The sequence below is a fragment of the Nitrogeniibacter mangrovi genome (assembly GCF_010983895.1).
GTDB classification, from domain to species: Bacteria; Pseudomonadota; Gammaproteobacteria; order Burkholderiales; family Rhodocyclaceae; genus Nitrogeniibacter; species Nitrogeniibacter mangrovi.
Map to the genome: position 1 here is coordinate 814,992 of NZ_CP048836.1, position 21,402 is coordinate 836,393.

The following is a 21,402-nucleotide window of genomic DNA, read 5'->3' on the forward strand; positions in this document are numbered from 1 at the left end:
CCGGTGTGGAGACACAGCATGTTGCACAGCAATCCCCTGGCCGCGGCCGTGCTTGGCGCCCTCGGCCTCCTGATGGCCTCCGGTCTCGGCGCCGCGGAAAGCCCGCTGGCCGGACCGGCCCTGAGTGCCGCCCGCCTGGATGCGATCCGCGGCGGCTTCGAGCTGCCGGATCTGAAGCTGAAGCTCTCCTTCGGGCTCGAGCGCGCGGTGTTCGTCAATGGCGAGCTGGTGGCGCGCACGACGCTTAACCTGAGCCAGCTGCGTGACACGGTGGCGGCCCGGGTCGATGCCGCGATCCCCGACGGGGCGGCGCTGCAGGCGCAGGTGCAGGCCCAGGTGGCCGCGCAGCTGGCCAGCGCCGGCATCGCCACGGTGGTGCTGCCGGTGCGCAGCGCCGCCGAGGTGGTGACCCCGGCGGGGGCGAGCGCCGTCGAGATGCGCGCCACCCCGGGCGCTGCGACCGGCGCGGCCACGGCGCAGGCGGGCACCGCGAGCGCGCAGACGGCCGGCGCCGCTGCCGGCCAGGCGCTCGCCGACACCGGCGTCAGCGCCGCCGCCGCAGGCAGCCCGGGCACCACGGCGGTGGCGGGCGGCACCACGGCGAGCGTGACCGAGGCCGCCAGCGGCCAGCGTGCGACCGTGGTGTCGACCGTCGCGCCGCTGCCGGTGGCGGTGATCCAGAACGGCGCCGGCAACCAGGTCGGCCCACGGGTGGCCGCGGCGGTGGACAGCGCCGCCATCGCCACCGTGATCCAGAACAGCCTCGACAACCAGCAGATCCAGGCGCTCACCGTCGTCAATGCGTCGGCCAACAGCCTGCAGGTGCTGCGCGCGATGAACTTCGGCGCGGCGATCCGGCAGGGGGTGATCCAGTCGCTGCGTCGGTAACCGGCCACCGGTGATCAGGCCCCGCCTGCAACGGGCGGGCCTCCTTGCGCCTGTGGCACGCGGCGGCTGTCTTGACCTCCCCGGCCGACGCGTGTCACAGCGCCTTTTTTGCGCGCCGACCCGGGTCAGAAGTTCATCGGCGCGCGCAGGGTCAGTTGCACGTCCGGGGTGTCGTTGGTGACGCCGATGCCCAGGGCCACGTTGATGGACTGCTTCGGCGACAGGCGGTAGGCATAGCCCAGCAGCAGGGTGCCCAGATCGACCCGCACCGAGAGCGGATCGGAGCGCCCGTTGAGCCGGGTGCGGCCGACCGTGGCGTGCTCGTAGCCGATGCTGAAGGACGACTTGTCGTTGAGCGCCAGCCCCATGCCGAAGTTGAAGCCGAACACCCCGCCGGGCTGCACCGAGTCAAAGTGGGTGACGGTGATGTTGCCCTGGCCGTCGTCCTGCTTCACGTTGATGTCGTTGCGCTTGAAGCTGTACTGGTAGTTGAGCCCGCCGAAGAACACCACCGGGTCGGACGGGAACAGGAAGGTCAGCCCCGGCTGCAGCGAATAGAAGCCCGAGCCGGTGGGCAGCTCCTTGGGCAGGCCGAGGCCCTGGAAGCCGGGGATGGCCACCGTGGTGGTGTCGAACTGGTCCGAACCGGTGCGGCTCTTGAAGCGCAGCGAGCCGATGTAGTAGGGCGTGTCGGCGCCGCCGTCGTTGAACTGGTAGCGGGCGGTGAACTCGATGTCGCCCAGGCCCCGGCCGCTGGTGTTGAACACCTCGTCGTTGCTCGCCGGGGTGGCGATGGGGCGGCTGATGCTGTCGTCGTTGCGATACACCCAGGGGATCTTGCCCTCCAGCTCGAGGCGGTTGGTCAGGCCCATGCGCCCGGTGAGGGCCGCGGTCCAGATGTGGCTCTTGACCTCGCGCACGTCGATCAGGCCGATGGTGAGCGCGGGGATGACGGTGTAGCCGACCAGCGCCACCCGGTTGGAGGACGAGTAGGAATACTGCAGCGACGGTTCGAGGACGTACTTGCCCGGCTGGGTGAGGATGCCGGGCTGGCTGAAGATCTGCGCCACCGGGGGGTTCTCCGCCTCCGTCTTGGCTTCCGATGGGCGCTGGCCGACCGGGGCGGCCGGCGCGGCCTGGGCCACGCGCGGGGGGGCGCCCGCGCCGGGCTGGCCGGCGCCGCGCAGGGTGCCCAGCTGGTCGAGGCCGAGGGCCTGGCGGATCTCCGCCAGACGGCCCTGCTGCTCGGCCATGGTCTTGCGCATGGCGTCGATCTGCTCGCGCTGCTCGGCCACCTGGCGACGCAGCTGCTCGATGAGCCGGGCCGAATCGGTCTCGTCGGCCCGCGCGGGCGTGCACAGGCCGACGGACACCATGGCCAGGAACAGCGCCCGGCCGGCGGTGCCGGGTAAGGATGAAGTCGGTTTGTTCATGGCGCTCCCCTTGTCTTGTCGGACCGCCGGCCGGGCGGCCGCTTACGGGTTGATGTTGAGGCGGTTCATGAGGCGGTACAGGGTGACCCGCGAGATCCCGAGCTGGCGCGCGGACTGCGAGACGTTGCAGTGGTTCTGGCGCAGGCTGCGCTCGATCATGTCGCGGTCCAGATGGGTGCGCGCCCGCTGCAGGGTCATGACCGGTGGCGTGTCGACCGGCGCCGCCAGACCCAGGTCCTCGGGCAGGATCAGGCGGTGCTCGCTCATGATCATGGCGTGGCGCACCCGATTGATGAGCTCGCGCACGTTGCCCGGCCACAGGTGCGCTTCCATGGCCTGCACCGCTTCGTCGCTGAAGCCGCGCACCGGTGTCGGATGCTGGGTGGCGTACTTGTCGAAGATGGTGTGGGCGAGCAGGGCGATGTCCTCGACACGCTCGCGCAGCGGCGGCAGGTGCAGGTGCACCACGTCGAGGCGGTAGAACAGGTCGGCGCGGAACTGCTCGTGTGCCACGGCGCTGTGCAGGTCCACGTGGGTGGCGGCCACCACCCGGGTGTCCACGTCCACATGGCGGGTGGCGCCGAGGCGCACCACGTTCATCTCCTGCAGGAAGCGCAGCAGGTTGGCCTGCAGCTCCAGCGACAGGTCGCCGATCTCGTCGAGAAACAGCACGCCGCGGTCAGAGGCCTCGATGTTGCCGATCTTGCGTTGCAGGGCGCCGGTGAACGCGCCCTTCTCGTGACCGAACAGCTCCGACTGGATGAGGCTGGCGGGGATGGCGGCGCAGTTCATGGCCACGAAAGGGCCGTCGGCGCGCGCCGAATAGTCGTGGATCGCCCGCGCCACCAGTTCCTTTCCGGTGCCCGATTCGCCGCTGAGCAGCACCGGGGCGTCCGCCCCGACGACCTTGTCGAGTTGCCGGTAGAGGCGCTGCATGGCCGGGCTGCGCCCGGTCATGCCGAAACGGCCCGAACTGCGCAGGCTGGCATCGCGCATCTGGTGCCGGCGTTCGGCCTTTCCATGGGCGTGACCGAGGGTGACGCGCAGGCGCGGCGGATCGAGTGGCAGGGTGTGGTAGTCGTGGAAGGTGTGGACGATGAAAGGGCCGAGTACCGGGTGCATCAGCGCTTCCGGGCTGGCCAGGGCAACCCACTCGACCTCCGCCTCGGCCACCAGCCTGGCCAAGGGGTCGGGAATGGGGTCGAGCGCTTGGTCGAACACCGCGATGCCGACCCGGCACCCGCCGCGTTCGTGCAACGCGACCGCCTCGGCGGGCGTGGCGGCACGGTGGAACTGCCAGTCGTCGAAGCCCTGCGCCGCGAGCTCGCGCAATACCTGCCCGCGCGCATCGTAGATCAATGCATCCCGTAGCGACATCTGAGATCTGACCTCGTGTGCTTGTTTTTTCGCGTCGTCCTGTGCGCCGCCCGATACCGGTGCGCCGACAGGAGGATCACGTCGGCGGGGCACGCGGGGGCGGGTCAGGACATGCCGGGGCGAGTGTTGTTTTTGCTCTTGTTTTGCTGTTGTGAAATGCCATTGAAGCGGATCGGTTTACGGGTCACCACTCGTGCGACCACGTAGACCGACGCTATGTGTGGCAAGCGAATGCGCGGCGAGACCGTGGGCCGGCGGATCATTCTGGGAGGGTGGTCGCGGCATGCCCGCCGGGTCGTGTGGAGCGCAGGGGGAAAGCAACGAATGGCCGCGCGGGGGCGACCAGGAAGCTCGTGCTTACCGGTGCCCGTGCGTCGGGGTGGCGATGGGGCGCTGTAGCGCCGCCAGCACCGCCGGGTCGCGCGCGTAGATGTCGCGGCGGAAGTCGACCTGCCCGTCGGCGTTCGCGGTGGCGGTGAGATAGAGCACCCGCACCGGCACCTGCCGTGGCACCGTCAGCGTGCGGGTCTGGCCCGTGGTGATGGCCGCCTCCAGCGCTTCGGTGGGCCACCGGATGGGGTCGTCGAGCAGCGCCAGCGCCAGCTCGAGGGGGCGCTGCAGGCGGATGCAGCCGGAGCTGAAGGCCCGTTCCGGCTTGTCGAACAGGGCCTTGGCCGGGGTGTCGTGGAGGTACACCGAGTAGGGGTTGGGGAAGACGAACTTGATGCGCCCGACCGGGTTGTCCGGGCCTGGAGGCTGAACGAGCTGGAACGGAAAGCCGTCGTGCCGGTAGCGCGCCCATTCGATGGATTGCGGATCCACCGGCTGGCCGGCGAAATCCTCCAGATGCAAGGCGTGCTCGGCCAGATAGGCGGGCTGCGCGATGATCCGCGGCAGCATGTCCTGGCGCAGGATGGTGGGCGGCACCACCCATTCGGGGTTGAGCACCAGATAGCGCAGGGTGGCGCCGAAGCTCGGTGTCGGCCGGTCGGGGCGGCCGACGATGGCGCGCGAGGACCAGACCACGTGCCCGTCCAAGCGCAGGCTGGCCGCGAAGGCGGCCACGTCCACCTGCAACTGGTCGCCGGCCAGTTCGGGCGCGAGCCAGCGCAGCCGCTCCAGGTTCACCCGGATCTGGTCGATGCGCCGGCGCACGTCCACATTGAGGGCGGCGCGGGTGCGACGGCCCGCGAGGCCGTCGGTTTCCAGGCCGTGGCGCCGCTGGAAGCGCACGAGCGCCTCGCGCAGCGCCGCGTCGAAGCGCTCGGCATCGGGGCCGGCGACCGTAGGCGCGTCGTCGGTGATCGCGAGGCGGTCGCGCAGGATCGCCACCCGGGCATCGACCGTGTCCGGGCGCAGGGTCGGTCCGTCGGGCAGGGACGGCCAGCCGCCGTCCGCGGCGATGCGGCGGTAGCGGGCCAGCGCGGTGCGCAGACCGACGTAGGCGTCGAGCCGGGGTGCCCATTGCCTGAGGGCCTGCGCCAGATCGGGGGCGTCGACGAGCGCCTCCAGCGCCGCCAGATCGTCGCCATCGGTGCGCCGGGCGAAGCCCCAGTCGGGATCGAGCCGGGCCGGATCGACCTTGCCCGTGTGCACGTGGGCGGCCAGGCGTAGCAGCGCGGCGGTGAACAGCAGATCGCGGTCGGCGATGGTGCGGGCATCGTCGGCCGGCGCGGCGGCGGCCGCTCGCAGCGCGGCGTTCTGGTAGTCGGCCGGCTCGAGGCCGTCGTCGGCGCTGGCCTCGACCGCCCGCAACAGCGCCTGACGCCGCTCCGGCGAGGTCCACGCGGGGCGAAATCCGCGCGCCTCGTAGAGCCGGGTGACCGCGCCGTCGGCGCTGACCAGGCCGCCCGCCACGGCAATGGCGCGGCCGCGCCGCAGCAGCTCGACCCGCTCGCGCAGCGCTTCATTCAGCGGATCGGCCCGCACTGTGGCGGCCACCAGCGCAAGGCCGGTGACGAGCAGCCACAGCAGCAGACGAGCGCCGCCAGCGGGCCGACGGACTGCCGCGCGCGCCCGGCGGGCCTCTAGTAGGATGTGCGCTGCCGTGTTTCTTTCAGTCATCGCCCCGTCCATGCCAAAACTGCCTCATGCGCGCCCGTGCCCGACCCGCCGCCGCCTCATCCAGACCCTCGGCGGCTTGTCCCTCGGCCTCGGCCTCGGCAACGCCTGGGGCCGGACCGAGCCGTGCCGGCTCTCCTTCCACCACCTGCATACCGGCGAACGGCTCAGCACCGTGTATCGGGTCGATGGCCGCTACCAGCGCGAGGCACTGACGCGGATCGCCTGGTTGCTGCGAGACTTCCGCACCGGCAAGACCCACCCCATGGACCCGCAGCTGCTGGACATTCTGCATGCCTTGAGCCTGCGCTGCGAGGGCGAGACCTTCGAAGTGATTTCAGGCTATCGCGCGCCGGCCACCAACGCCATGCTCGCCCGCACTACCTCGGGCGTGGCCAGACACAGTCTGCACATGGAAGGGCGGGCCATCGACGTACGCCTGACGGGCCGCGCGACAGCGCAGTTGCGCGACGCCGCCCTGGCGCTGCGCCGCGGCGGCGTCGGCTTCTACCCGGACTCGGATTTCGTCCATCTGGACACCGGCCGGGTGCGCGCCTGGGGGCCGCGAGGCGCCTGAGCGGCGTACGCGGACGCGCCGTCAGCGCGACCAGTTCACCCGCAGCAGGTATTCCGCGTCGTTGTAGTGATAATCCAGATCGCCCTGATAGGCGTCGTGCAGCGCCTCACCGAGGTTGCGGGCGAGGTGAACGTCGGTCGTGGTGATCGCCAGTTCGCCGTTGCGCGCCTCGAGGGCGATGATCCGGTTGAGCGGGTGTTCCGCCTTCTCGCGGGTCTCGTGGTGGCGGATCAGGCGGACGATCTCGTCGCGGTGCGCGTGGGCGAACTCACCCGAGATCGTCACGTAGCCGGCCGGCAGATGATCGCGGATGCGGTGGCAGGCGGGGCACAGCGCTTCCTGCGTGGCCGGCTCGTCGCGCCAGTGCCAGCGCCCCCGGTCGAAGTGGGCGCCGCAGTCCGGGCAGCGCGTGCCATCACTGTATTTGAGGCGCGCCCGATACGGGTCGTGGATGAACTCGGTACGCAGCTCGTCGCGCCGGATCGGGCGCCAGACAAGATCATGTCGCTTCACGATGGTTCCTCACGAAAGGCCGATGAATCGGGCGGGGTCAGCCACGCGCCGCGGCAGGCGGCGTCGATTCCAGTCTAGGCCGGGGCGCTCGGGCGACAGTGACGATGGTCAACTGTGGGCGCCTGTGGCGTGTCTTCTGGCACACTCGGGCGTTTGCTGAAGACAGGCGCGCGCTCCGGCGCCGGTGGAAACGACACGCCATGAACGACATGATCGACATCCGCGGCGCCATGCTCGAGGTCGCGCACTGGCCGAGCGACGCGCCCCGGGGTGACGCCCCGCCCATCCTGATGCTGCACGAGGGCCTCGGCTCGCTCGGCCTGTGGCGCGATTTTCCACAGCGCGTGGCCGAGGCCAGCGGCTGTGACGTCTATGCCTATTCACGCATCGGCTACGGCCGCTCCGACCCCTTCCGTGCGCCACGGACGCCGGCCTATCTGCATGAGCAGGCGCAGGTCGATCTGCCCGCCGTGGTGGCCGCGCTCGGCCTCGAGCGGCCGGTGCTGTTCGGCCACAGCGATGGCGGATCGATCGCACTGATCGCCGCCGGGAGCACCGACCTGGCGCTGGCCGGCGTGGTCGTGATGGCGCCGCACGTGAGGGTCGAGGCGGTGACGCTGCGCGGCATCGAGGCGGCCGCGCGGCAGTGGGCGTGCAGCGACTGGCCGCAACGGCTGGCGCGCCATCACCGCGATGCGCCGGCGGTGTTCGCGGCCTGGCGCGACACCTGGCTGGCGCCGGATTTTCGCGACTGGAACATCGAACATCTTTTGCCCGCGATTGCGTGCCCGGTGCTCGCCATTCAGGGCGAGGACGACGAATACGGCACCATGGCGCAGATCGACCGCATCGCGGCGGCGGCGCCGGAGGCGCGGCTGCTCAAGCTGCCCGGGTGTGGCCATGTGCCGCATCGGGATTGCCCCGATCAGGTGCTCGACGCGGTGGCCGGTTTCGTCGCCACCCTGTAGCGGGGGCGTGGCGGTCAAGAAAAAAGGCTTCCCGAGGGAAGCCTTTTGGCATGCCGGACGGCCCGGGCTCAGTCGTCGTTCAAGGCACCGAGCAGGTGCAGCAGGCTGGTGAAGAGGTTGAACAGCGACACGTACAGGCTCACCGTGGCCATGATGTAGTTGGTCTCGCCGCCGTGGATGATGTTGGAGGTCTCGTAGAGGATGAGACCCGACATCAGCAGCACGAAGGCCGCCGAGACGGTCAGCGACAGGGCCGGGATGCTGAAGAACAGCGCGCCCAGGCCGGCCAGGAAGGCCACCAGGATGCCCACCGTCAGGAAGCCGCCCATGAAGGAGAAGTTCTTCCGGGTGGTGAGCGCATAGCCGGACAGGCCCAGGAAGATGGCGCCGGTCAGGCCCATGGCGGTCATCACCGTCTGCCCGCCGTTGGGCATGTGGGCATAGAAGTTCAGGATCGGGCCCAGGGTGTAGCCCATGAAGCCGGTGAGGGCGAACACGGACAGGATGCCCCAGCCACTGTTGCGCAGCCGGGTGGTCAGGAACAGCAGCCCGAAGTAGCCGACCAGGGTGATGATCGGACCGGGGTAGGGCAGGTTCATGACCATGGACGCGCCCGCCGTGACGGCGGAGAACAGCAGCGTCATGGACAGCAGCACGTAGGTGTTGCGGATGACCTTGTTGGTGGCCAGCACCGACTGTTGCCGGACCTGACCTACCTGACCGGGGAACGGCGAAGTTCGGTTCATGCGTCGATCTCCTTTGAGAATGCACTTGCGTATGACTGCATGGCGGCGCAAGGGGTTTCACGCACGCCAACGTGATGCAGTCTAGTCGGAGTGATTTGTAAGGACAAATCGAATAAAGTTCATTGAATCGTCGAAAAATTCGAGGTGTTGCGATGGCCGCGCTCAACTTCAAGCATCTGCGCTACTTCTGGATGGTGGCCAAGGCGGGCAGCGTCGCGCGGGCGAGCGAGCAACTGCACCTGACGCCGCAGTCGGTGAGCGGGCAGATCGGCGAGTTCGAGTCGCGGCTGGGGGTGTCGCTGTTCAAGCGCGTCGGCCGGCGCCTGGAGCTGACCGAGGCCGGTGAGCGCGCCCTGCGCTACGCCGAGGAGATCTTCGCCCTCGGCGACGAGCTGGTCGACGTCCTCCACGATTCGGCCCAGCACCCGGTGTTGCCGTTGCGGGTGGGCATCGCCGACTCGGTGCCCAAGCAGGTGGCCTACCGCCTGGTTGCCCCGGCGCTGGAACTGGACACGCCGGTGCGCCTCATCTGCCGCGAGGGCCGCCTGGCCGCGCTGCTCGCCGAGCTGTCCATCCACCGGCTCGACCTGGTGATCGCCGACCGGCCCATGCCCGGCAACCTGAATGTGCGCGGCTATTCCCACCCGCTCGGCGAGAGCGCCCTGGCGGTGCTCGGCGCGCCCGCGCTGGCCGACGGCGCGGCGGACTTTCCGCAGTTGCTCGACGACGCCCCCTTCCTGCTGCCGGGCGAGGATGTGGGGGTGCGTGCGTCCCTGCTCAAATGGTTCGAGAGCCAGCGGATCCGCCCGCGCATTGTGGGAGAATTCGACGACAGCGCGTTGATGACCGCCTTCGCCCGGGCCGGCGCCGGCTTCTTCGCCGTGCCCGAGGCGGTGATGCGCGACGTGATGGAGCAGACCGGCGCGCGCCCGGTGGGGCGCCTGCCCGAGGTGGCCGAGCAGCTGTACGCGATCACCGCCGAGCGCCGTTCGACGCACCCGGGCATCGTCGCCATCCGCGCCGCCGCCGCGTCGGCCGGCTTCGGCCCGGCGCGCCCGATACCCTGAGACGCAAGGAGCGATCCATGCCCCGTTTTGCCGCCAACATCAGCCTGTTGTTCACCGAACACGCCTTTGCCGAGCGCTTCGACGCGGCAGCGCGGGCCGGCTTCGCCGCGGTCGAATGCCAGTTTCCCTACGACTGGCCGCTGGCGCAGCTGGTCGAGGCCCGCGAGCGCGCCGGCGTGCCGCTGGTGCTGCACAACCTGCCGGCCGGCGACTGGGGCGGTGGTGAGCGCGGCATCGCCTGTCATCCGGATCGGGTCGGCGAGTTCCAGGACGGGGTCGGCCGGGCGCTCGAATACGCCTGCGCGCTCGACTGCCCGCAGCTGAACTGCCTCGCCGGCATCGCGCCGGCCGGGGTCGATCCGGCGCGGGTGCGCGAGACCTTCGTCACCAACCTGCGCTTCGCCGCCACCGCCCTGGCCGGCGCCGGCATGCGCCTGCTCGTCGAGCCGATCAACAGCTTCGACGTGCCCGGCTTCTACCTCAACCGCAGCGCCCAGGCCTTCGACATCCTCGACGCCGTGGGCGCCGCCAACCTGTTCGTCCAGTTCGACCTCTACCACGCCCAGCGCATGGAGGGCGAGCTGGCCGGCACCCTGTCGCGCCACCTGTCGCGGATCGGCCACATCCAGCTGGCGGACAATCCGGGGCGGCACGAGCCCGGCACCGGCGAGATCCGCTTCCCCTTCCTGTTCGACCATCTCGATGCCCTCGGCTATGCCGGCTGGGTCGGCTGCGAGTACGTGCCGGCGGGGCGCACGGAAGACGGTCTGGGGTGGCGGCCGTGATGACGGCGGCGTGACATGCGCTGACACAATGGCGCCGGCACGAGGCGCCATTGTCATGGTGAGCGCATTACACTCTGTCCCTTGCGCTCGGCGCCGGCGCCTTCCATTCTCTGCGACCATGATGATCCGACGCTTTCTGCTCGCCTGCCTGCTGCCGCTGACGGTCCATGCGGCCGACATGACCACCCGCCCGCTGGGCGAGCTGGTCACCTATCCCACCTACCGGGCCAGCGCCACCGGCGATCCGCTGTTCGAGTCGCAGCTGGCCTTCGCCGTGTCCGGGCGCATCGACACGATGGCCGCCCGGGTGGGCGAGCAGGTGCGCAAGGGGCAGGTCGTGGTCGCGCTCGACGCCCGGGAATACCGCATCGGCCTGGCCCAGGCCCGCGCGCAGCTCAAGCTGGTGGACAACCGCATTGCCCTGGCCGAATCGCAGCTGGCGCAGAGCGAGGCCCTGGCCCGTGACCGCTTCGTGAGTCCGGACGCGTTGCGCATCAAGAAAACCGAACTGGCCGTGCAGCGCAGCGAGCGCGACGCGGCGCGCCAGGCGGTGGCCGCCGCCGAGCTCGACCTGGACCGCGCGCGCCTGCGGGCGCCCTTCGACGGCGTGGTGCGCAAGCGCCTGGCCAGCGTCGGTGACTACGTCTCGCCGGGCACGCCGGTGCTCGTGCTCGCCGCCGTGGCGGCGCCGGAGATCCGTGCCGCGGTGCCGGTGCCGCAGGTGGCCAGCCTCAAGGCGGCCAAGGCGTGGACGCTGGCCGCTGCGGGCCTCGAGGTGCCGGTGCGCCTGCTGCGGGTCTCGCCGGTGGTCGATAGCGCCGGGCAGACCCAGGAGGCGGTGTTCACCCCCTGGCCGACATGCCGGTCGGTCTGGCCGGCGAGGTGCGCTGGCAGGGCGACCGACCGCTGCTGCCGCCCGGCTACGTGCAGAAGCGCGACGGCGCCTTCGGGGTGTTCGTCAAGCCCGGCGCGACCGCGCAGTTCCGGCCCCTGCCCGAAGCCCAGGCCGGGCGTCCGGCGCCGGTGCCGGACGACTGGCCGCTCGACCTGCCGGTGGTGGACGAGGGACGCTTCCAGATCGGCCTCGACGCCGTCGCGCCGGGTGCGGAGCGCCGCGAATGAAGCTCTACCAGCGGCTGATCGAAAACCACCCGCTGGCGAACATCGCCTTCGTGCTGGTGCTGGTGGGCGGGCTGGCCACCTATCTGGTCATGCCGCGCGCCCAGGATCCGGAGATCAACTTCAACTGGGTGCAGGTGTCGACCGTGCTGCCCGGCGCCTCGGCGGAGGACGTGGAGCAGGAGATCACCGCGCCGCTCGAGGACGCCATCGCCCAGGTCAAGGACATCAAGTTCGTGTCCTCGTCCAGCCGCGAGAACCTCTCGTCCATCCTGGTGCGCTTCGAGGAGCTCTCCGACCAGGAGTTCGACAAGCGCGTGAACGACCTGCGCCGCGAGGTGCTCAACAAGGCCTCGGACGAGCTGCCCGAGGAGGGGGACGATCCGCGGGTGACCGAGATTACCTCGTCCAACGGCTTTCCCACCGCGATGCTGGCGGTGTATGGCCCGGCGCGCGACGAGCGCCTGCGTCGTGCCGCCTTCGATCTCAAGAAGGACCTGGAGCGCATGTCCGGGGTCGACACGGTGATCGCCGCCGGGCTGGACGATCCGGAGCTGCATGTGGATTTCGATCCGGCGGCCCTGAGCGCGCGCGGCCTCTCGCCCCTGACCGTGTCCGATACGGTGAGCGCCTGGTTCCGCAACACCCTGGGCGGGCGCGTGCGCGTGGCCGATCGCGAGTGGCTGGTGCGCCTGCAGGGCAAGACGCCGGACCCGGAACAGCTCGCCGACATGGCGGTGATCACGCCGCAGGGACGGGTCGCCCTCGACGAGGTGGCGCGGGTGGAGCGCGGCCATGAGCGTCCCACCCAACTGGTGAGCTATCGCGGCCAGCCGGCGATCATGCTGTCGGTCAACAAGCAGAGCCGCACCAACACCCTGGCGCTGGTGGCGCGCCTGCAGGCCCTGGTGGCCGAGCGCAATCCGCTGCTGGCGCCGCAGGGCCTGCAGCTGGTGATGCTGGACGACCAGACCGGCATGACCCGCAACGCCATCGGCATCATGGAATCGAACGCGCTCATCGGGCTGGCGGCGGTGCTGGTCATGTGCTGGCTGTTCCTCGGTCCGCGCATGGCGATCCTGGTGGGCCTCGGGGTGCCGTTCTCGCTCGCGGGCACTTTCATGCTGGTGGATCTGATCGGCTCCACCCTCAACCTCACGGTGCTGCTCGGGGTGGTGATCGCGCTGGGCATGCTGGTGGACGACGCGGTGGTGGTGGTCGAGGCCATCTACTACCGGCTGCAGCGTGGCGAGCGCGCCATGGAGGCGGTCATGAACGGAGTCATGGAGGTGGCCGCGCCGGTGACCAGCGCCGTGCTCACCACCATGGCGGCCTTCCTGCCGCTCATGCTGCTGCCGGGCATCCTCGGCAAGTTCATGTTCGTGGTGCCCTTCGTGGTGACCACCGCGCTGGCGGTGAGCCTGTTCGAGGCCTTCTGGATCCTGCCCACCCATGTGATGTCGATTCGCCCCGACATGTCCGCCGCCTCGGCCGGGCAGCGCCGGCGCATCCGCTTCACCCACTGGGTGCGGGTCCGGTATTCGCGCCTGCTGATCCGGGTGATGCGCTGGCCGAAGCTCACCTCGGCGGTGGTCGTGCTGCTCATTGTGGGGGCCGCGGGCATGGTCGGCAGCGGCGTCGTCAAGCGCCAGTTCTTTGCTTTCGACTCCATGCGCCTGTTCTATGTGAACGTGGACATGCCCTCGGGCATGAGCCTGGACGATTCGCTCGCCGAGGCCCAGAAGGTGGCCCGGGTGGTGGAGGCGCAACTGCCGCCCGAGGTGGTGCGCTCGGTCACCGCCTATGCCGGCATCAAGTTCACCGACACCGAGCCCCTGTACGGCGACCAGTACGCCCAGGTGCTGGTCTCGCTGCAGCCGCGCGCCTCCGGGGGCCAGTTCACCAACGAGATCATCGACGAGCTGCGCGCGCCGGTGCTCGCCCGCCAGGGCATCGCCCGACTCTCCTTCCTGGAGATGAAGGGTGGGCCGCCGGCGGGCAAGGCGATCAACGTCAAGGTCAAGGCGGACGACTACACCCGGCTGCGGGCCGCGGCCGACGCGGTCAAGGCCGAGGTGGCGAAGATTCCGGGCGTGATCGACCTGACCGACGACGACGTGGCCGGCCGCACCGAACTGCGCCTCGCGCTCAATCGCACCAAGCTGGCGCGCGCGGGGGTGCAACCCGGCGTGGTCGCGCGCCTGGTGCGCCTGTACGGCGAGGGCGAGACCATCGCCAGCCTGCGCGACGATGGCGAGAAGGTGGAGGTGATCGTCCGCGCGCGGCCGCAGACCCTCGGCCAGATCCAGGATCTGCTCCAGCACGACGTGCTGCTCGACGATGGCCGCCGCATCCAGCTCGGCGCCCTGGTGGATGCTACCGAACGCATCTCCAAGGGCTACATCCGCCACTACCAGCTGCGCCGGGCCATCACCGTGGAGGCCGATCTGGCCCCCGATACCACCGACACCGTCGCCGCCAACACCATGCTCCGCGCCGCCTGGGAGCGGCTGCGCCCCGAGTATCCGCAGGTGGCGCTGGACTTCTCCGGTGAGCTCGACGACATCCAGGAGAGTCTCGACGCGATGAGCCGCCTGTTCGGCCTCGGCGTGGGCTTGATCTACCTGATCCTCGCCGCGCAGTTCCGCAGTTACTGGCAGCCGCTGATGATTCTGGTCACGGTGCCGCTGGCGTTCACCGGGGTGGTGCTGGGCCTGTTCGTGTCCAACAACCCCATGTCGCTGTACACCCTCTATGGCGTGATCGCCCTGACCGGGATCGCGGTCAACAGCGCCATCGTGCTCATCGACGCAGCCAACGACCGCCTCGACAAGGGCATGAGCGTGCTCCATGCCGCCGTGTATGCGGCGCGGCGGCGGGTGGTGCCGATCCTCATCACCACGCTCACCACCATCGGGGGGCTGTTCTCGCTCGCCGTGGGGCTGGGCGGCAAGTCGCTGATGTGGGGGCCGGTGGCCGCCAGCATCGTGTGGGGGCTCGGCTTCTCGACCGTGCTGACCCTGTTCGCCATGCCGCTCATCTACCGGCTGGTGATGCGCCCGCGCCGGCGGGACGACCTGGATCAAGCCGCGCCGGCGCAAACCGGGGTAGGCTTCGCCCCATGAATGGGTTCCGCCGTCTCGTCCTGTTGTGCCTGCTGTGCCTGCCGCTGGCCTGGCCGGTGTTCGTCCAGGCCGGGGACGCATGCCACGGGGCTGCCACGGTGATGGCGGCCGGGTGTTGTGGCGGCTCGGCGCATCAGACGTCGGACACCGCATGCACGAGTGCCGCTTGCGCTATCCCGTGCCTCGCACCGCTGGCGCCGGGCGCCACGGGATTCGCCGAGCCCGGCGCGTGGGGTGGCGTGCTCGTCTCCGCGCCCGTCCATCCGCCGCGCGACGCGCCGCTCTTCCGCGAACAACGCCCACCCAGATCGCCCGCCTGAACGCGTCGCCGCGGCATCGCAAGGTGCCGCTTCGTCTGATGTTTGCGGGAGACCGTCATGAAATTTTTCCGGATATCCGTGGTCCCGATGATCGGGGCCGCCCTGGCGCTCGGCGCGTGCGATGCCGCCGCGCCGGTCCATCGACCCGATCCGGCGCGGGGGCATGCGCTGTACGACGCGCACTGCGCCAGCTGCCACGGCGCCGACCTCACGGGCCAACCCGACTGGCGCCGGCGCAAGGCCGACGGCCGCCTGCCGGCGCCGCCGCACGACGCCAGCGGACACACCTGGCATCATCCGATGGACATGCTGTTCGCGATGACCCGCAACGGGCTGGTCCCGCCGCTGGCGCCGGCCGGCTACCAGACCGACATGCCCGCCTTTGCCGGCACCCTGTCGGATGATGAAATCCGGGATGTGCTGGCGTACATTGAAAGCACCTGGCCCGAGTCGATCCGGGCCGAGCGCGCCAAGCGCTTCGGTGCGTCCGGGCGTTGATCGCCCGTCTGTTGCTTGAGGAACACGAAATGAAACCGATCACGAAATCGATCCGGCCCTGGCTCTTCGCCTGCGCGATGCCACTGCTCGCGGCGGCCTCGCTCGCCCAGGCCGAGGCGCCGGCAATCACAATGTACAAGGACCCGAATTGCGGGTGCTGCAGCAAATGGGCCGAGCACATGCGCGCCGCCGGCTTCGAGGTGCACGAAGTGCACAGCGCGCAGATGGGGCGCGTCAAGCAGCAACTGGGCATTCCCGAGGCCTTGTCCTCATGTCACACGGCACGGATCGGCCGCTATCTGGTCGAAGGGCATGTGCCGGCGGCCGATGTGAAGCGCCTGCTGGCCGAGCAGCCGGACGTGGCCGGGCTGTCCGCGCCGGGGATGCCGGCCGGCTCGCCGGGCATGGAGGGGCCGTATCCGGCACAGCGCTATGAGGTGGTGAGCTTCGAGCGCAGCGGTGGGGCGACGGTGTTCGCGCGCCACTGACGCGGCATAACGGGGTGGCGGCGCGATGCGCGTCGCCGCCGGGAGACTGCGATGAAACCTGTGATCTTGCGTACCCTGGGCGCGGCGGCGCTGAGCGTCGCGCTCGCCGGGGCGCCGGCCCTGGCACAACAACGCGACACGGTGACCGGCGACAAATCCACCGACATGGCCGTGGACCTGGTGGTGGTGCGGCCGCTGGGCATCGTCGGGGCCGCCGTGGGCACGGTCGGCTTCGTGCTCGCGCTGCCCTTCACCCTGCCCACCGGCTCGGCCGGCGAGACCGCCAAGGAGTGGATCGGCGATCCGCTCGAATACACCTTCGACCGGCCTCTGGGCAACTTCAACCAGTGCGGGAGCGACCTGCACCCCTGCGGGCGCTGATCTGTCTCAGCCTTCGCGCAGGCGCAGGATGCGCCAGGCGCCGTGCAGGATGAGCGCGCCGATGGCGGTGCCGATGAGCCAGTCCGGCCAGGGCGCATGCAGCCAGCCGACCAGGGCGCCGGCGAGGATCACGCCGACGTTGGCGAGGGCGTCGTTGGCGGTGAAGATCCAGCTCGCCTTCATGTGCGCGCCGCCGTCGCGGTGACGCATCAGCAGCAGCACGCACATGGCGTTGGCCACCAGGGCGAGCAGGGCGATGCCGAGCATGATCGGCGGCTGCGGTTCTGCACCGAACCAGATGCGCCGGCCCACCTCGACGACGATGCCCAGGCCGAGCACCAGCTGCAGCCAGCCGGACAGGTGCGCGGTGCGCAGCTTGCGGTGCGCGGCGCCACCGACCGCGAGCAGGGCGAGGGCGTAGACCGCCGCGTCGGCAAACATGTCGAGGCCGTCGGCGAGCAGGCCGGTGGACTCCCCCAGCCAGCCGGCGATGATCTCGATCACGAACATCAACAGGTTGATGGCCATCAGCTGCCACAGCACGCGGCGTTCGTCATGGTCCGCCGCCGGCGCGCGCGTGCACGGCCCGCTGTCGAGCAGGGTGTGGCCGAAGCCCAATGGCGCGAGCAGGCCGGCGATCGCGTGCGCATCGCCATTGTGATAGACGGTCACGGTGCGCGCGGGCAGGTCGAAGGCAAGGCCGACCACGTCGTTGCTCCGCCCCAGCTGCATGCGCACCAGCTGCTCTTCGCTCGGGCAATCCATGCCGGGCAGCAGGTAGCGGCTGGCGGTGGACGCGTCGGGCGTGTCGGGGGTGTCTTCGGCGGGCTCGGGCGCAGCCGTGCAGCGGCAGTCGGTCACGGGATCTCGGTGCGGGTGGGCAAACGGCAGCAGTGTAGCGTCGTCGTGCGTAAATCGGTGTACACGTCAAGTAACACCTTGGGCGCGGACCATCCGGCTGTGAGTCGGTGATCGACTCGGAGGCAGGGGTAGAATGCGCGTTTTGTTGCAGACAGTTGACAGGAGTGTCGCGTGGTCACGCAAGTGGAATGTCGGGGCGAGAAGATCGGCGAAGTGGCGCCGACGGCGGAAATCGTGCTCAAGGAACTGGTGCGGCGCATCTGCGCGCGTGACCAGGTGCTCGAAGGCCTCCCCGGCCACGTGGTGATCGCCGATGACCTGCCTGCGACCCTGGTGGCGCTCGGCGAACCGGCGCCGCCGGCCGGCGCCATCGTGCCGACGGTGGCGCGCACCCTGTATCGCGAGGCGGGCCCGGTGCTGGTGCTCGAGAGCGAGCAGGTGGCGCGCGCCATGGGCGGCGAGGCCGACGACATGGCCCGTTTCGTGCACCTGCTGCACAGCGAGATGTGGCGCATTCGCCTGCATCTGGATGCCCTCGCCGAGGGCGAGGACGCGCTCGGGGCCTGGCAGGATTCGGTGTTCGACAGCCAGCTGCGGCCGGTGGTCGAGGCCATGCGCAACGAATACGGAGTGACCCGGCGCGCGGTGTGGTCGCTGCCGGCCGATGCCGACCTGATGCTCAAGCACCTCATGGACGTGGTCGACGCGCTGCCGCCGGCGACCCAGGAGGACATCACCGTGGCGCTGTCGGGCGACGACCTGGATGGCCTGTTCGTGCGCAGCCTCGGGCGCATCGCCCACCTGGTGCAGACGGCCGCCCATGCGCAAGGCTACCTGGCCGGGCTCGGCAAGCCGCTCGCGGCCATCAGCCCGGAGATGGACGCCGCGCTGGCCGACAGTTTCTTCGGGGCCTACTGGGGGCCGTTGACCGAGCGCCTCGGCGCCCTGTTCGCCGCCGCCGAGCCGGGCGATGTCGAGACCCGGCGCCAGCAGCTGCAGGAGATTCTGGTGGGGCTGTTCGCCAGTCTCGGCCTGCAGGTGCGGCGCGCCGAAGACGGCGGGGTGTGGATCGAGCCGGGCGCGCACCGGGCCGCATGAACCCCCGCTTCCGCGACGGCGCGAAGGCCGGCTTCGCGGCCTTTCTGCCCTTGTCGGTCGGCCTCGTTCCGTGGGCCCTCGTCACCGGCGTCGCGCTGCGCAGTGCCGGGCTGTCGATGCTCGAAGCCATGGGCATGAACGTGATCGTGTTCGCCGGCGTGGCGCAGATCGGGACGCTCCCCCTGATCGTCTCCGGCGCGCCCCTGTGGCTGATCGGCCTGACTGCGCTGGCGCTCAACCTGCGCTTCGTGATCTTCAGTGCCGCCATCGCGCGCGGCTTCGAGGACATGCCCCTGCGCCGGCGCCTGCTGGCCGGCTACCTGCTCATCGACGGGGTGTTCGCGGTGTGCACCGACCGCATGCTGCGCGAGCCCGACCGGCACTTCCGCTTCGGCTACTACATCGCCCCCGCCGCCTGGGGCTGGGTGCTGTGGCAGGGCTTCGTGTTCCTCGGCGTGGTCGGCGCCGACGTGCTGCCGCGTGATTGGTCGCTGGAGTTCATGGCCACCATCGCGCTGATGGTGATCCTGGTCTCGCTGGTGCGCCAGCGCCCCATGCTGGTGGCAGCGCTGGTGGGCGGGCTGGCCTCGGTGGGGCTGCGTGACATGCCGCTGCAACTCGGCGTGATCGTCGCCATCGTGCTGGGCATCGGTGCCGGCTTCGTCGCCCATCACCGCTTCGGCGGCAGCGGGGAGACGGACTGATGGACGGGGCCTGGATCTGGCTCGCCTTCGCGCTGGTGTCGCTGGCGACCCACGGGCCGCGCGGCAGCTTCATCGTGCTCGGCCACCGTGCGCGCCTGCCCGAGGCGTTGCGCGAGGCCCTGCGCTACGCGCCGGCCGCGGCGCTGGCGGCGATCGTGATGCCCAACGTCCTGGTCAGCGGCGGCGCGGTCTCGCCGTTCAACCCCAAGGTCGCGGCGGCCGTGGTGGTGGTCGGCGTCGCCCTGCGCTCGAAGAACCCCTGGTTGCCGTTCCTGCTCGGCATGGGGGTGCTCCTGCTGCTGCGCAAGGGCCTGGGCCTGTAGCGCCCGGTCTTCGCCGCGGCGGTGCCGTCCGGACTTGAGGCGGAACAAGGCGGGCCGGCGCCGGGCGCCGCAGACTGTCGTCATTTCCCTGGGCGAAGCCGGAAGTGTCGATGTCGTTCCCCGATGTGTTGTGTTCCGCGGCGCTTGCGCCGGCCCCGACCCCGTGGCGCGCCCAGGCTGGCGGAGCCGGCCGGTCCTGTCGTGCACAGCGCGACCGGGTGGCGTAGATGGGCACCGGCGCGCAGCGCGTCTCCGAACGGCGCGGGCGGTACCTCCTGGCTCTGGGTGCAGTGGTGGCGCTGGGCGTCTGGGGCGTGCGTCAGACCGGGGCGCTGAGCGGTGTGGAGGCATCGGCGCCGCAGAGCGCGGTGTGTCATGTGGCCTCGGGCCTGCAGATTCCCGCGATGCCTTACGACCCCGCCTCGGGGCGCGATCGCAACGCGCCGCGGCCGCTCACCGAGGCGTCGCGCTGCAGCGTGTGCGGGATGTACGTGGCGCGCCATCCGCGCTGGGCGGCCCAGCTCATCCAGGCCGATGGCGGCGCGCGATTCTTCGATTCCCCGCTCGATCTGGTCCGCTACCAGGCGACGCTGGGCGCGGCGGCGTCGGTGAGCACGGACGCGGCGGTGGTGCGGCGCTATGTTACCGATTACGAAGGGGGTGGCTGGGTGCCGGCGGAAGCGGCGTTCTTCGTGGTCGATGCCGATGTGCTCGGCCCCATGCGCGGCCCGGATGTGCCGGCCTTCGCCAGCGAGGCGTCGGCCCGGGCCTTCACCCAGGCCCATGGTGGCGCGGTGCTCCGCTTCGACGCCCTGGTCGCCTCGCTGCCCGCGCACTGACCGGGGCGCCGCGATGGCGCCCGCCCGGCGCTCAGTGCGTCTTTCCCGGGGGGGCGGCGGTGTCGGCCTCCGGCACGGTGATGAATCCGAGTTTTTCGATACCGGCCTGGCGGGCCTCGGCCATCAGGCGGGCGATGGCCTCGTAGCGGGTATTGCGGTCGGCGCGCAGGTGCATCTCCGGCTGCGGGGTGCGCGTGGCCGCGGTGTCGAGGCGCTGCACCAGCTCGTCCTCGCTGATCGGCTGGTCGTCCCAGAACAGCTGCCCGGTCTCGTCGAGCGAGACCGTGATCGCGTCGGGCTTGGCCTCGGTGGGCTGGTTGCTGGCGCTGGGCAGGTCGATCTTGACCGAATGGGTGAGCAGCGGCGCGGTGATCATGAAGATGATCAGGAGCACGAGCATGACGTCCACCAGCGGCGTGGTGTTGATCTCGCTCATGGGCGCGTGCTGGTCTTCGTTGCCGAATCCGCCGAAGGCCATCATGCCACCTCGTTGGCCGCCGGCCGCGCGGGGTTCTTGCCGATGGGCTTGACCATGGCGGTGGCGCCGACGCGGGCGCCGGTGGTGAAGAAGGCGTGCAGGTCGTGGGCGAAGCCGTCGAGTTCGGACAGCTCGACCCGGTTGGCCCGGTTGAAGCCGTTGTAGGCGAGCACCGCGGGGATGGCGACGAACAGGCCGAAGGCGGTCATGATCAGCGCCTCGCCCACCGGGCCGGCGACCTTGTCGATGGAGGCGGCGCCGGTCACGCTGATGGTGGTCAGGGCGTGATAGATGCCCCACACGGTGCCGAACAGGCCGATGAAGGGGGCGGTGGAGCCGATGGAGGCGAGCACCGTGAGCCCGCGCTCGAGCACGGCGGTGGACTCGGCGATGCCGCGGCGCAGGGCGCGGGTGATGAACTCGCCGGTGTCGAGGGTGCTGCCCAGGGTGGCGTCGGCGGCATGCCGGGTGCAGTGGGCCTGGGCCGCGGCGGCCTGGGCGGCGACCCGGGTGCAGGGGGCGTCCTTGGCGCGTTTGTGCAGTCCGGCGAGGCCCTCGTCGAGGGTGGCGGCCTGCCAGAACGATTCGATGGCGCCGGCATGGCGGCGGTTGGCGATCAGGCGCAGCCCCTTGGTGACGATCAGGTACCAGCTGATCACCGACATGATGACGAGCAGCAGGGCCACGCTGCGGGTGATGAGATCGGATTGGGCCCACAGCTGGGCGACTCCGAAGGCGTTTTGGGCGTCCATG

At 70.4% G+C, this 21,402-nt stretch carries 23 protein-coding genes and 1 pseudogene; 16 read left to right on the top strand and 8 right to left on the bottom strand.

Translation table 11 applies throughout. From position 1 onward, the window contains the following. Window positions 1-18 precede the first annotated feature (18 nt). Entirely contained in the window at window positions 19-888 is an 870-nt protein-coding gene (locus G3580_RS03720; RefSeq protein ID WP_173763989.1) for a hypothetical protein, read from the top strand. A 125-nt stretch (window positions 889-1,013) separates the two neighbouring features. On the opposite strand, the gene G3580_RS03725 is transcribed toward G3580_RS03720, so the two are convergent. The 3 genes from G3580_RS03725 to G3580_RS03735 form a co-directional block, all read right to left on the bottom strand. Continuing rightward, entirely contained in the window at window positions 1,014-2,321 is a 1,308-nt protein-coding gene (locus tag G3580_RS03725) for a SlyX family protein (protein WP_228720759.1), read from the bottom strand. Window positions 2,322-2,363: 42 nt separating this feature from the next. Beyond that, window positions 2,364-3,698, bottom strand: a complete 1,335-nt coding sequence (locus tag G3580_RS03730) for a sigma-54 dependent transcriptional regulator (protein WP_173763990.1) — start codon at window positions 3,696-3,698, stop codon at window positions 2,364-2,366. A gap of 357 nt (window positions 3,699-4,055) precedes the next feature. Continuing rightward, window positions 4,056-5,762, bottom strand: coding sequence for a L,D-transpeptidase family protein (locus tag G3580_RS03735; protein ID WP_173763991.1), 1,707 nt, complete (start codon window positions 5,760-5,762; stop codon window positions 4,056-4,058). 10 nt (window positions 5,763-5,772) lie between these two features. On the opposite strand from G3580_RS03735, the gene G3580_RS03740 reads away from it, so the two are divergent. After that, a complete protein-coding gene (locus G3580_RS03740) occupies window positions 5,773-6,336 on the top strand; it encodes a YcbK family protein (protein WP_173763992.1) in 564 nt (187 codons plus the stop codon). A 21-nt stretch (window positions 6,337-6,357) separates the two neighbouring features. Here the strand turns inward: G3580_RS03740 and G3580_RS03745 are convergent, their stop codons facing one another. Then, window positions 6,358-6,849 (bottom strand): BCAM0308 family protein, encoded by a 492-nt coding sequence (locus tag G3580_RS03745; protein WP_173763993.1) that lies wholly within the window; start codon window positions 6,847-6,849, stop codon window positions 6,358-6,360. A 200-nt stretch (window positions 6,850-7,049) separates the two neighbouring features. Here G3580_RS03745 and G3580_RS03750 point away from each other — a divergent pair, with 200 nt between their 5' ends. Continuing rightward, the gene (locus G3580_RS03750; protein WP_173763994.1) at window positions 7,050-7,817 is read left to right on the top strand and encodes an alpha/beta fold hydrolase; all 768 of its coding nucleotides are present in this window, start codon (window positions 7,050-7,052) and stop codon (window positions 7,815-7,817) included. 68 nt (window positions 7,818-7,885) lie between these two features. Here the strand turns inward: G3580_RS03750 and G3580_RS03755 are convergent, their stop codons facing one another. Continuing rightward, window positions 7,886-8,563 (bottom strand): Bax inhibitor-1/YccA family protein, encoded by a 678-nt coding sequence (locus G3580_RS03755; protein ID WP_173763995.1) that lies wholly within the window; start codon window positions 8,561-8,563, stop codon window positions 7,886-7,888. Window positions 8,564-8,715: 152 nt separating this feature from the next. Here G3580_RS03755 and nhaR point away from each other — a divergent pair, with 152 nt between their 5' ends. The 9 genes and pseudogenes from nhaR (at window position 8,716) to G3580_RS03795 (ending at window position 16,346) form a co-directional block, all read left to right on the top strand. Continuing rightward, window positions 8,716-9,630 carry a transcriptional activator NhaR gene (gene nhaR / locus G3580_RS03760; RefSeq protein ID WP_173763996.1) on the top strand — a complete coding sequence of 305 codons (915 nt, stop codon included), beginning with the start codon at window positions 8,716-8,718 and terminating at the stop codon, window positions 9,628-9,630. Between the two features lie 17 nt (window positions 9,631-9,647). Continuing rightward, window positions 9,648-10,415: a hydroxypyruvate isomerase gene (gene hyi, locus G3580_RS03765; protein ID WP_173763997.1), complete on the top strand. Its 768-nt coding sequence runs from the start codon at window positions 9,648-9,650 to the stop codon at window positions 10,413-10,415. 178 nt (window positions 10,416-10,593) lie between these two features. Then, window positions 10,594-11,199 (top strand): annotated as a pseudogene (locus tag G3580_RS03770) (efflux RND transporter periplasmic adaptor subunit); the annotation flags it as partial. Between the two features lie 74 nt (window positions 11,200-11,273). Further along, on the top strand, window positions 11,274-11,537 hold the full coding sequence (locus G3580_RS19950; RefSeq protein WP_228720760.1) for a hypothetical protein: 264 nt from the start codon (window positions 11,274-11,276) through the stop codon (window positions 11,535-11,537). Continuing rightward, entirely contained in the window at window positions 11,534-14,659 is a 3,126-nt protein-coding gene (locus G3580_RS03775) for an efflux RND transporter permease subunit (RefSeq protein WP_173763998.1), read from the top strand. The genes G3580_RS19950 and G3580_RS03775 overlap by 4 nt, the downstream gene beginning before the upstream one ends. Further along, window positions 14,656-14,979 carry a hypothetical protein gene (locus G3580_RS03780; RefSeq protein WP_173763999.1) on the top strand — a complete coding sequence of 108 codons (324 nt, stop codon included), beginning with the start codon at window positions 14,656-14,658 and terminating at the stop codon, window positions 14,977-14,979. The genes G3580_RS03775 and G3580_RS03780 overlap by 4 nt, the downstream gene beginning before the upstream one ends. Before the next feature lie 57 nt (window positions 14,980-15,036). Then, window positions 15,037-15,477 (top strand): c-type cytochrome, encoded by a 441-nt coding sequence (locus G3580_RS03785; RefSeq protein WP_173764000.1) that lies wholly within the window; start codon window positions 15,037-15,039, stop codon window positions 15,475-15,477. Window positions 15,478-15,506: 29 nt separating this feature from the next. Then, window positions 15,507-15,965: a DUF411 domain-containing protein gene (locus G3580_RS03790; RefSeq protein WP_173764001.1), complete on the top strand. Its 459-nt coding sequence runs from the start codon at window positions 15,507-15,509 to the stop codon at window positions 15,963-15,965. A 51-nt stretch (window positions 15,966-16,016) separates the two neighbouring features. Next, window positions 16,017-16,346 (top strand): hypothetical protein, encoded by a 330-nt coding sequence (locus G3580_RS03795; RefSeq protein ID WP_173764002.1) that lies wholly within the window; start codon window positions 16,017-16,019, stop codon window positions 16,344-16,346. 6 nt (window positions 16,347-16,352) lie between these two features. Here the strand turns inward: G3580_RS03795 and G3580_RS03800 are convergent, their stop codons facing one another. After that, window positions 16,353-17,207, bottom strand: a complete 855-nt coding sequence (locus G3580_RS03800; protein WP_228720761.1) for a cation transporter — start codon at window positions 17,205-17,207, stop codon at window positions 16,353-16,355. Window positions 17,208-17,378: 171 nt separating this feature from the next. Between G3580_RS03800 and G3580_RS03805 the strand changes: the two genes are divergently transcribed. The 4 genes from G3580_RS03805 to G3580_RS03820 all read left to right on the top strand — a co-directional run bounded on the left by G3580_RS03805 (window position 17,379) and on the right by G3580_RS03820 (window position 20,171). Then, window positions 17,379-18,305 (top strand): hypothetical protein, encoded by a 927-nt coding sequence (locus tag G3580_RS03805; RefSeq protein ID WP_173764003.1) that lies wholly within the window; start codon window positions 17,379-17,381, stop codon window positions 18,303-18,305. Beyond that, window positions 18,302-19,009: an AzlC family ABC transporter permease gene (locus tag G3580_RS03810; protein ID WP_173764004.1), complete on the top strand. Its 708-nt coding sequence runs from the start codon at window positions 18,302-18,304 to the stop codon at window positions 19,007-19,009. Before G3580_RS03805 ends, G3580_RS03810 begins: the two co-directional genes overlap by 4 nt. After that, window positions 19,006-19,332, top strand: a complete 327-nt coding sequence (locus G3580_RS03815; protein ID WP_407671029.1) for an AzlD domain-containing protein — start codon at window positions 19,006-19,008, stop codon at window positions 19,330-19,332. The genes G3580_RS03810 and G3580_RS03815 overlap by 4 nt, the downstream gene beginning before the upstream one ends. Window positions 19,333-19,559: 227 nt before the next feature. After that, complete coding sequence (locus G3580_RS03820) at window positions 19,560-20,171, top strand: nitrous oxide reductase accessory protein NosL (RefSeq protein ID WP_173764006.1); 612 nt, start codon at window positions 19,560-19,562, stop codon at window positions 20,169-20,171. 31 nt (window positions 20,172-20,202) lie between these two features. On the opposite strand, the gene G3580_RS03825 is transcribed toward G3580_RS03820, so the two are convergent. Both G3580_RS03825 and G3580_RS03830 read right to left on the bottom strand, forming a co-directional pair. After that, window positions 20,203-20,649, bottom strand: coding sequence for an ExbD/TolR family protein (locus tag G3580_RS03825; protein ID WP_173768576.1), 447 nt, complete (start codon window positions 20,647-20,649; stop codon window positions 20,203-20,205). Further along, on the bottom strand, window positions 20,649-21,401 hold the full coding sequence (locus tag G3580_RS03830; RefSeq protein ID WP_173764007.1) for a MotA/TolQ/ExbB proton channel family protein: 753 nt from the start codon (window positions 21,399-21,401) through the stop codon (window positions 20,649-20,651). Before G3580_RS03830 ends, G3580_RS03825 begins: the two co-directional genes overlap by 1 nt. Between the last annotated feature and the right edge of the window lies 1 nt (window position 21,402).

What these genes read in the sequence shown, in the direction of transcription:
- nhaR (WP_173763996.1), top strand. Translation starts at nt 8,716, where the DNA reads ATGGCCGCGCTCAACTTCAAGCATCTGCGCTACTTCTGGATGGTGGCC.
- G3580_RS03735 (WP_173763991.1), bottom strand. Translation starts at nt 5,762, where the DNA reads ATGACTGAAAGAAACACGGCAGCGCACATCCTACTAGAGGCCCGCCGG.
- G3580_RS03810 (WP_173764004.1), top strand. Translation starts at nt 18,302, where the DNA reads ATGAACCCCCGCTTCCGCGACGGCGCGAAGGCCGGCTTCGCGGCCTTT.
- G3580_RS03795 (WP_173764002.1), top strand. Translation starts at nt 16,017, where the DNA reads ATGAAACCTGTGATCTTGCGTACCCTGGGCGCGGCGGCGCTGAGCGTC.
- G3580_RS03820 (WP_173764006.1), top strand. Translation starts at nt 19,560, where the DNA reads ATGGGCACCGGCGCGCAGCGCGTCTCCGAACGGCGCGGGCGGTACCTC.
- G3580_RS03825 (WP_173768576.1), bottom strand. Translation starts at nt 20,649, where the DNA reads ATGGCCTTCGGCGGATTCGGCAACGAAGACCAGCACGCGCCCATGAGC.
- G3580_RS03750 (WP_173763994.1), top strand. Translation starts at nt 7,050, where the DNA reads ATGAACGACATGATCGACATCCGCGGCGCCATGCTCGAGGTCGCGCAC.
- G3580_RS03740 (WP_173763992.1), top strand. Translation starts at nt 5,773, where the DNA reads ATGCCAAAACTGCCTCATGCGCGCCCGTGCCCGACCCGCCGCCGCCTC.
- G3580_RS03725 (WP_228720759.1), bottom strand. Translation starts at nt 2,321, where the DNA reads ATGAACAAACCGACTTCATCCTTACCCGGCACCGCCGGCCGGGCGCTG.
- hyi (WP_173763997.1), top strand. Translation starts at nt 9,648, where the DNA reads ATGCCCCGTTTTGCCGCCAACATCAGCCTGTTGTTCACCGAACACGCC.
- G3580_RS03830 (WP_173764007.1), bottom strand. Translation starts at nt 21,401, where the DNA reads ATGGACGCCCAAAACGCCTTCGGAGTCGCCCAGCTGTGGGCCCAATCC.
- G3580_RS03790 (WP_173764001.1), top strand. Translation starts at nt 15,507, where the DNA reads ATGAAACCGATCACGAAATCGATCCGGCCCTGGCTCTTCGCCTGCGCG.
- G3580_RS03755 (WP_173763995.1), bottom strand. Translation starts at nt 8,563, where the DNA reads ATGAACCGAACTTCGCCGTTCCCCGGTCAGGTAGGTCAGGTCCGGCAA.
- G3580_RS03785 (WP_173764000.1), top strand. Translation starts at nt 15,037, where the DNA reads ATGAAATTTTTCCGGATATCCGTGGTCCCGATGATCGGGGCCGCCCTG.
- G3580_RS03720 (WP_173763989.1), top strand. Translation starts at nt 19, where the DNA reads ATGTTGCACAGCAATCCCCTGGCCGCGGCCGTGCTTGGCGCCCTCGGC.
- G3580_RS03730 (WP_173763990.1), bottom strand. Translation starts at nt 3,698, where the DNA reads ATGTCGCTACGGGATGCATTGATCTACGATGCGCGCGGGCAGGTATTG.
- G3580_RS19950 (WP_228720760.1), top strand. Translation starts at nt 11,274, where the DNA reads ATGCCGGTCGGTCTGGCCGGCGAGGTGCGCTGGCAGGGCGACCGACCG.
- G3580_RS03780 (WP_173763999.1), top strand. Translation starts at nt 14,656, where the DNA reads ATGAATGGGTTCCGCCGTCTCGTCCTGTTGTGCCTGCTGTGCCTGCCG.
- G3580_RS03775 (WP_173763998.1), top strand. Translation starts at nt 11,534, where the DNA reads ATGAAGCTCTACCAGCGGCTGATCGAAAACCACCCGCTGGCGAACATC.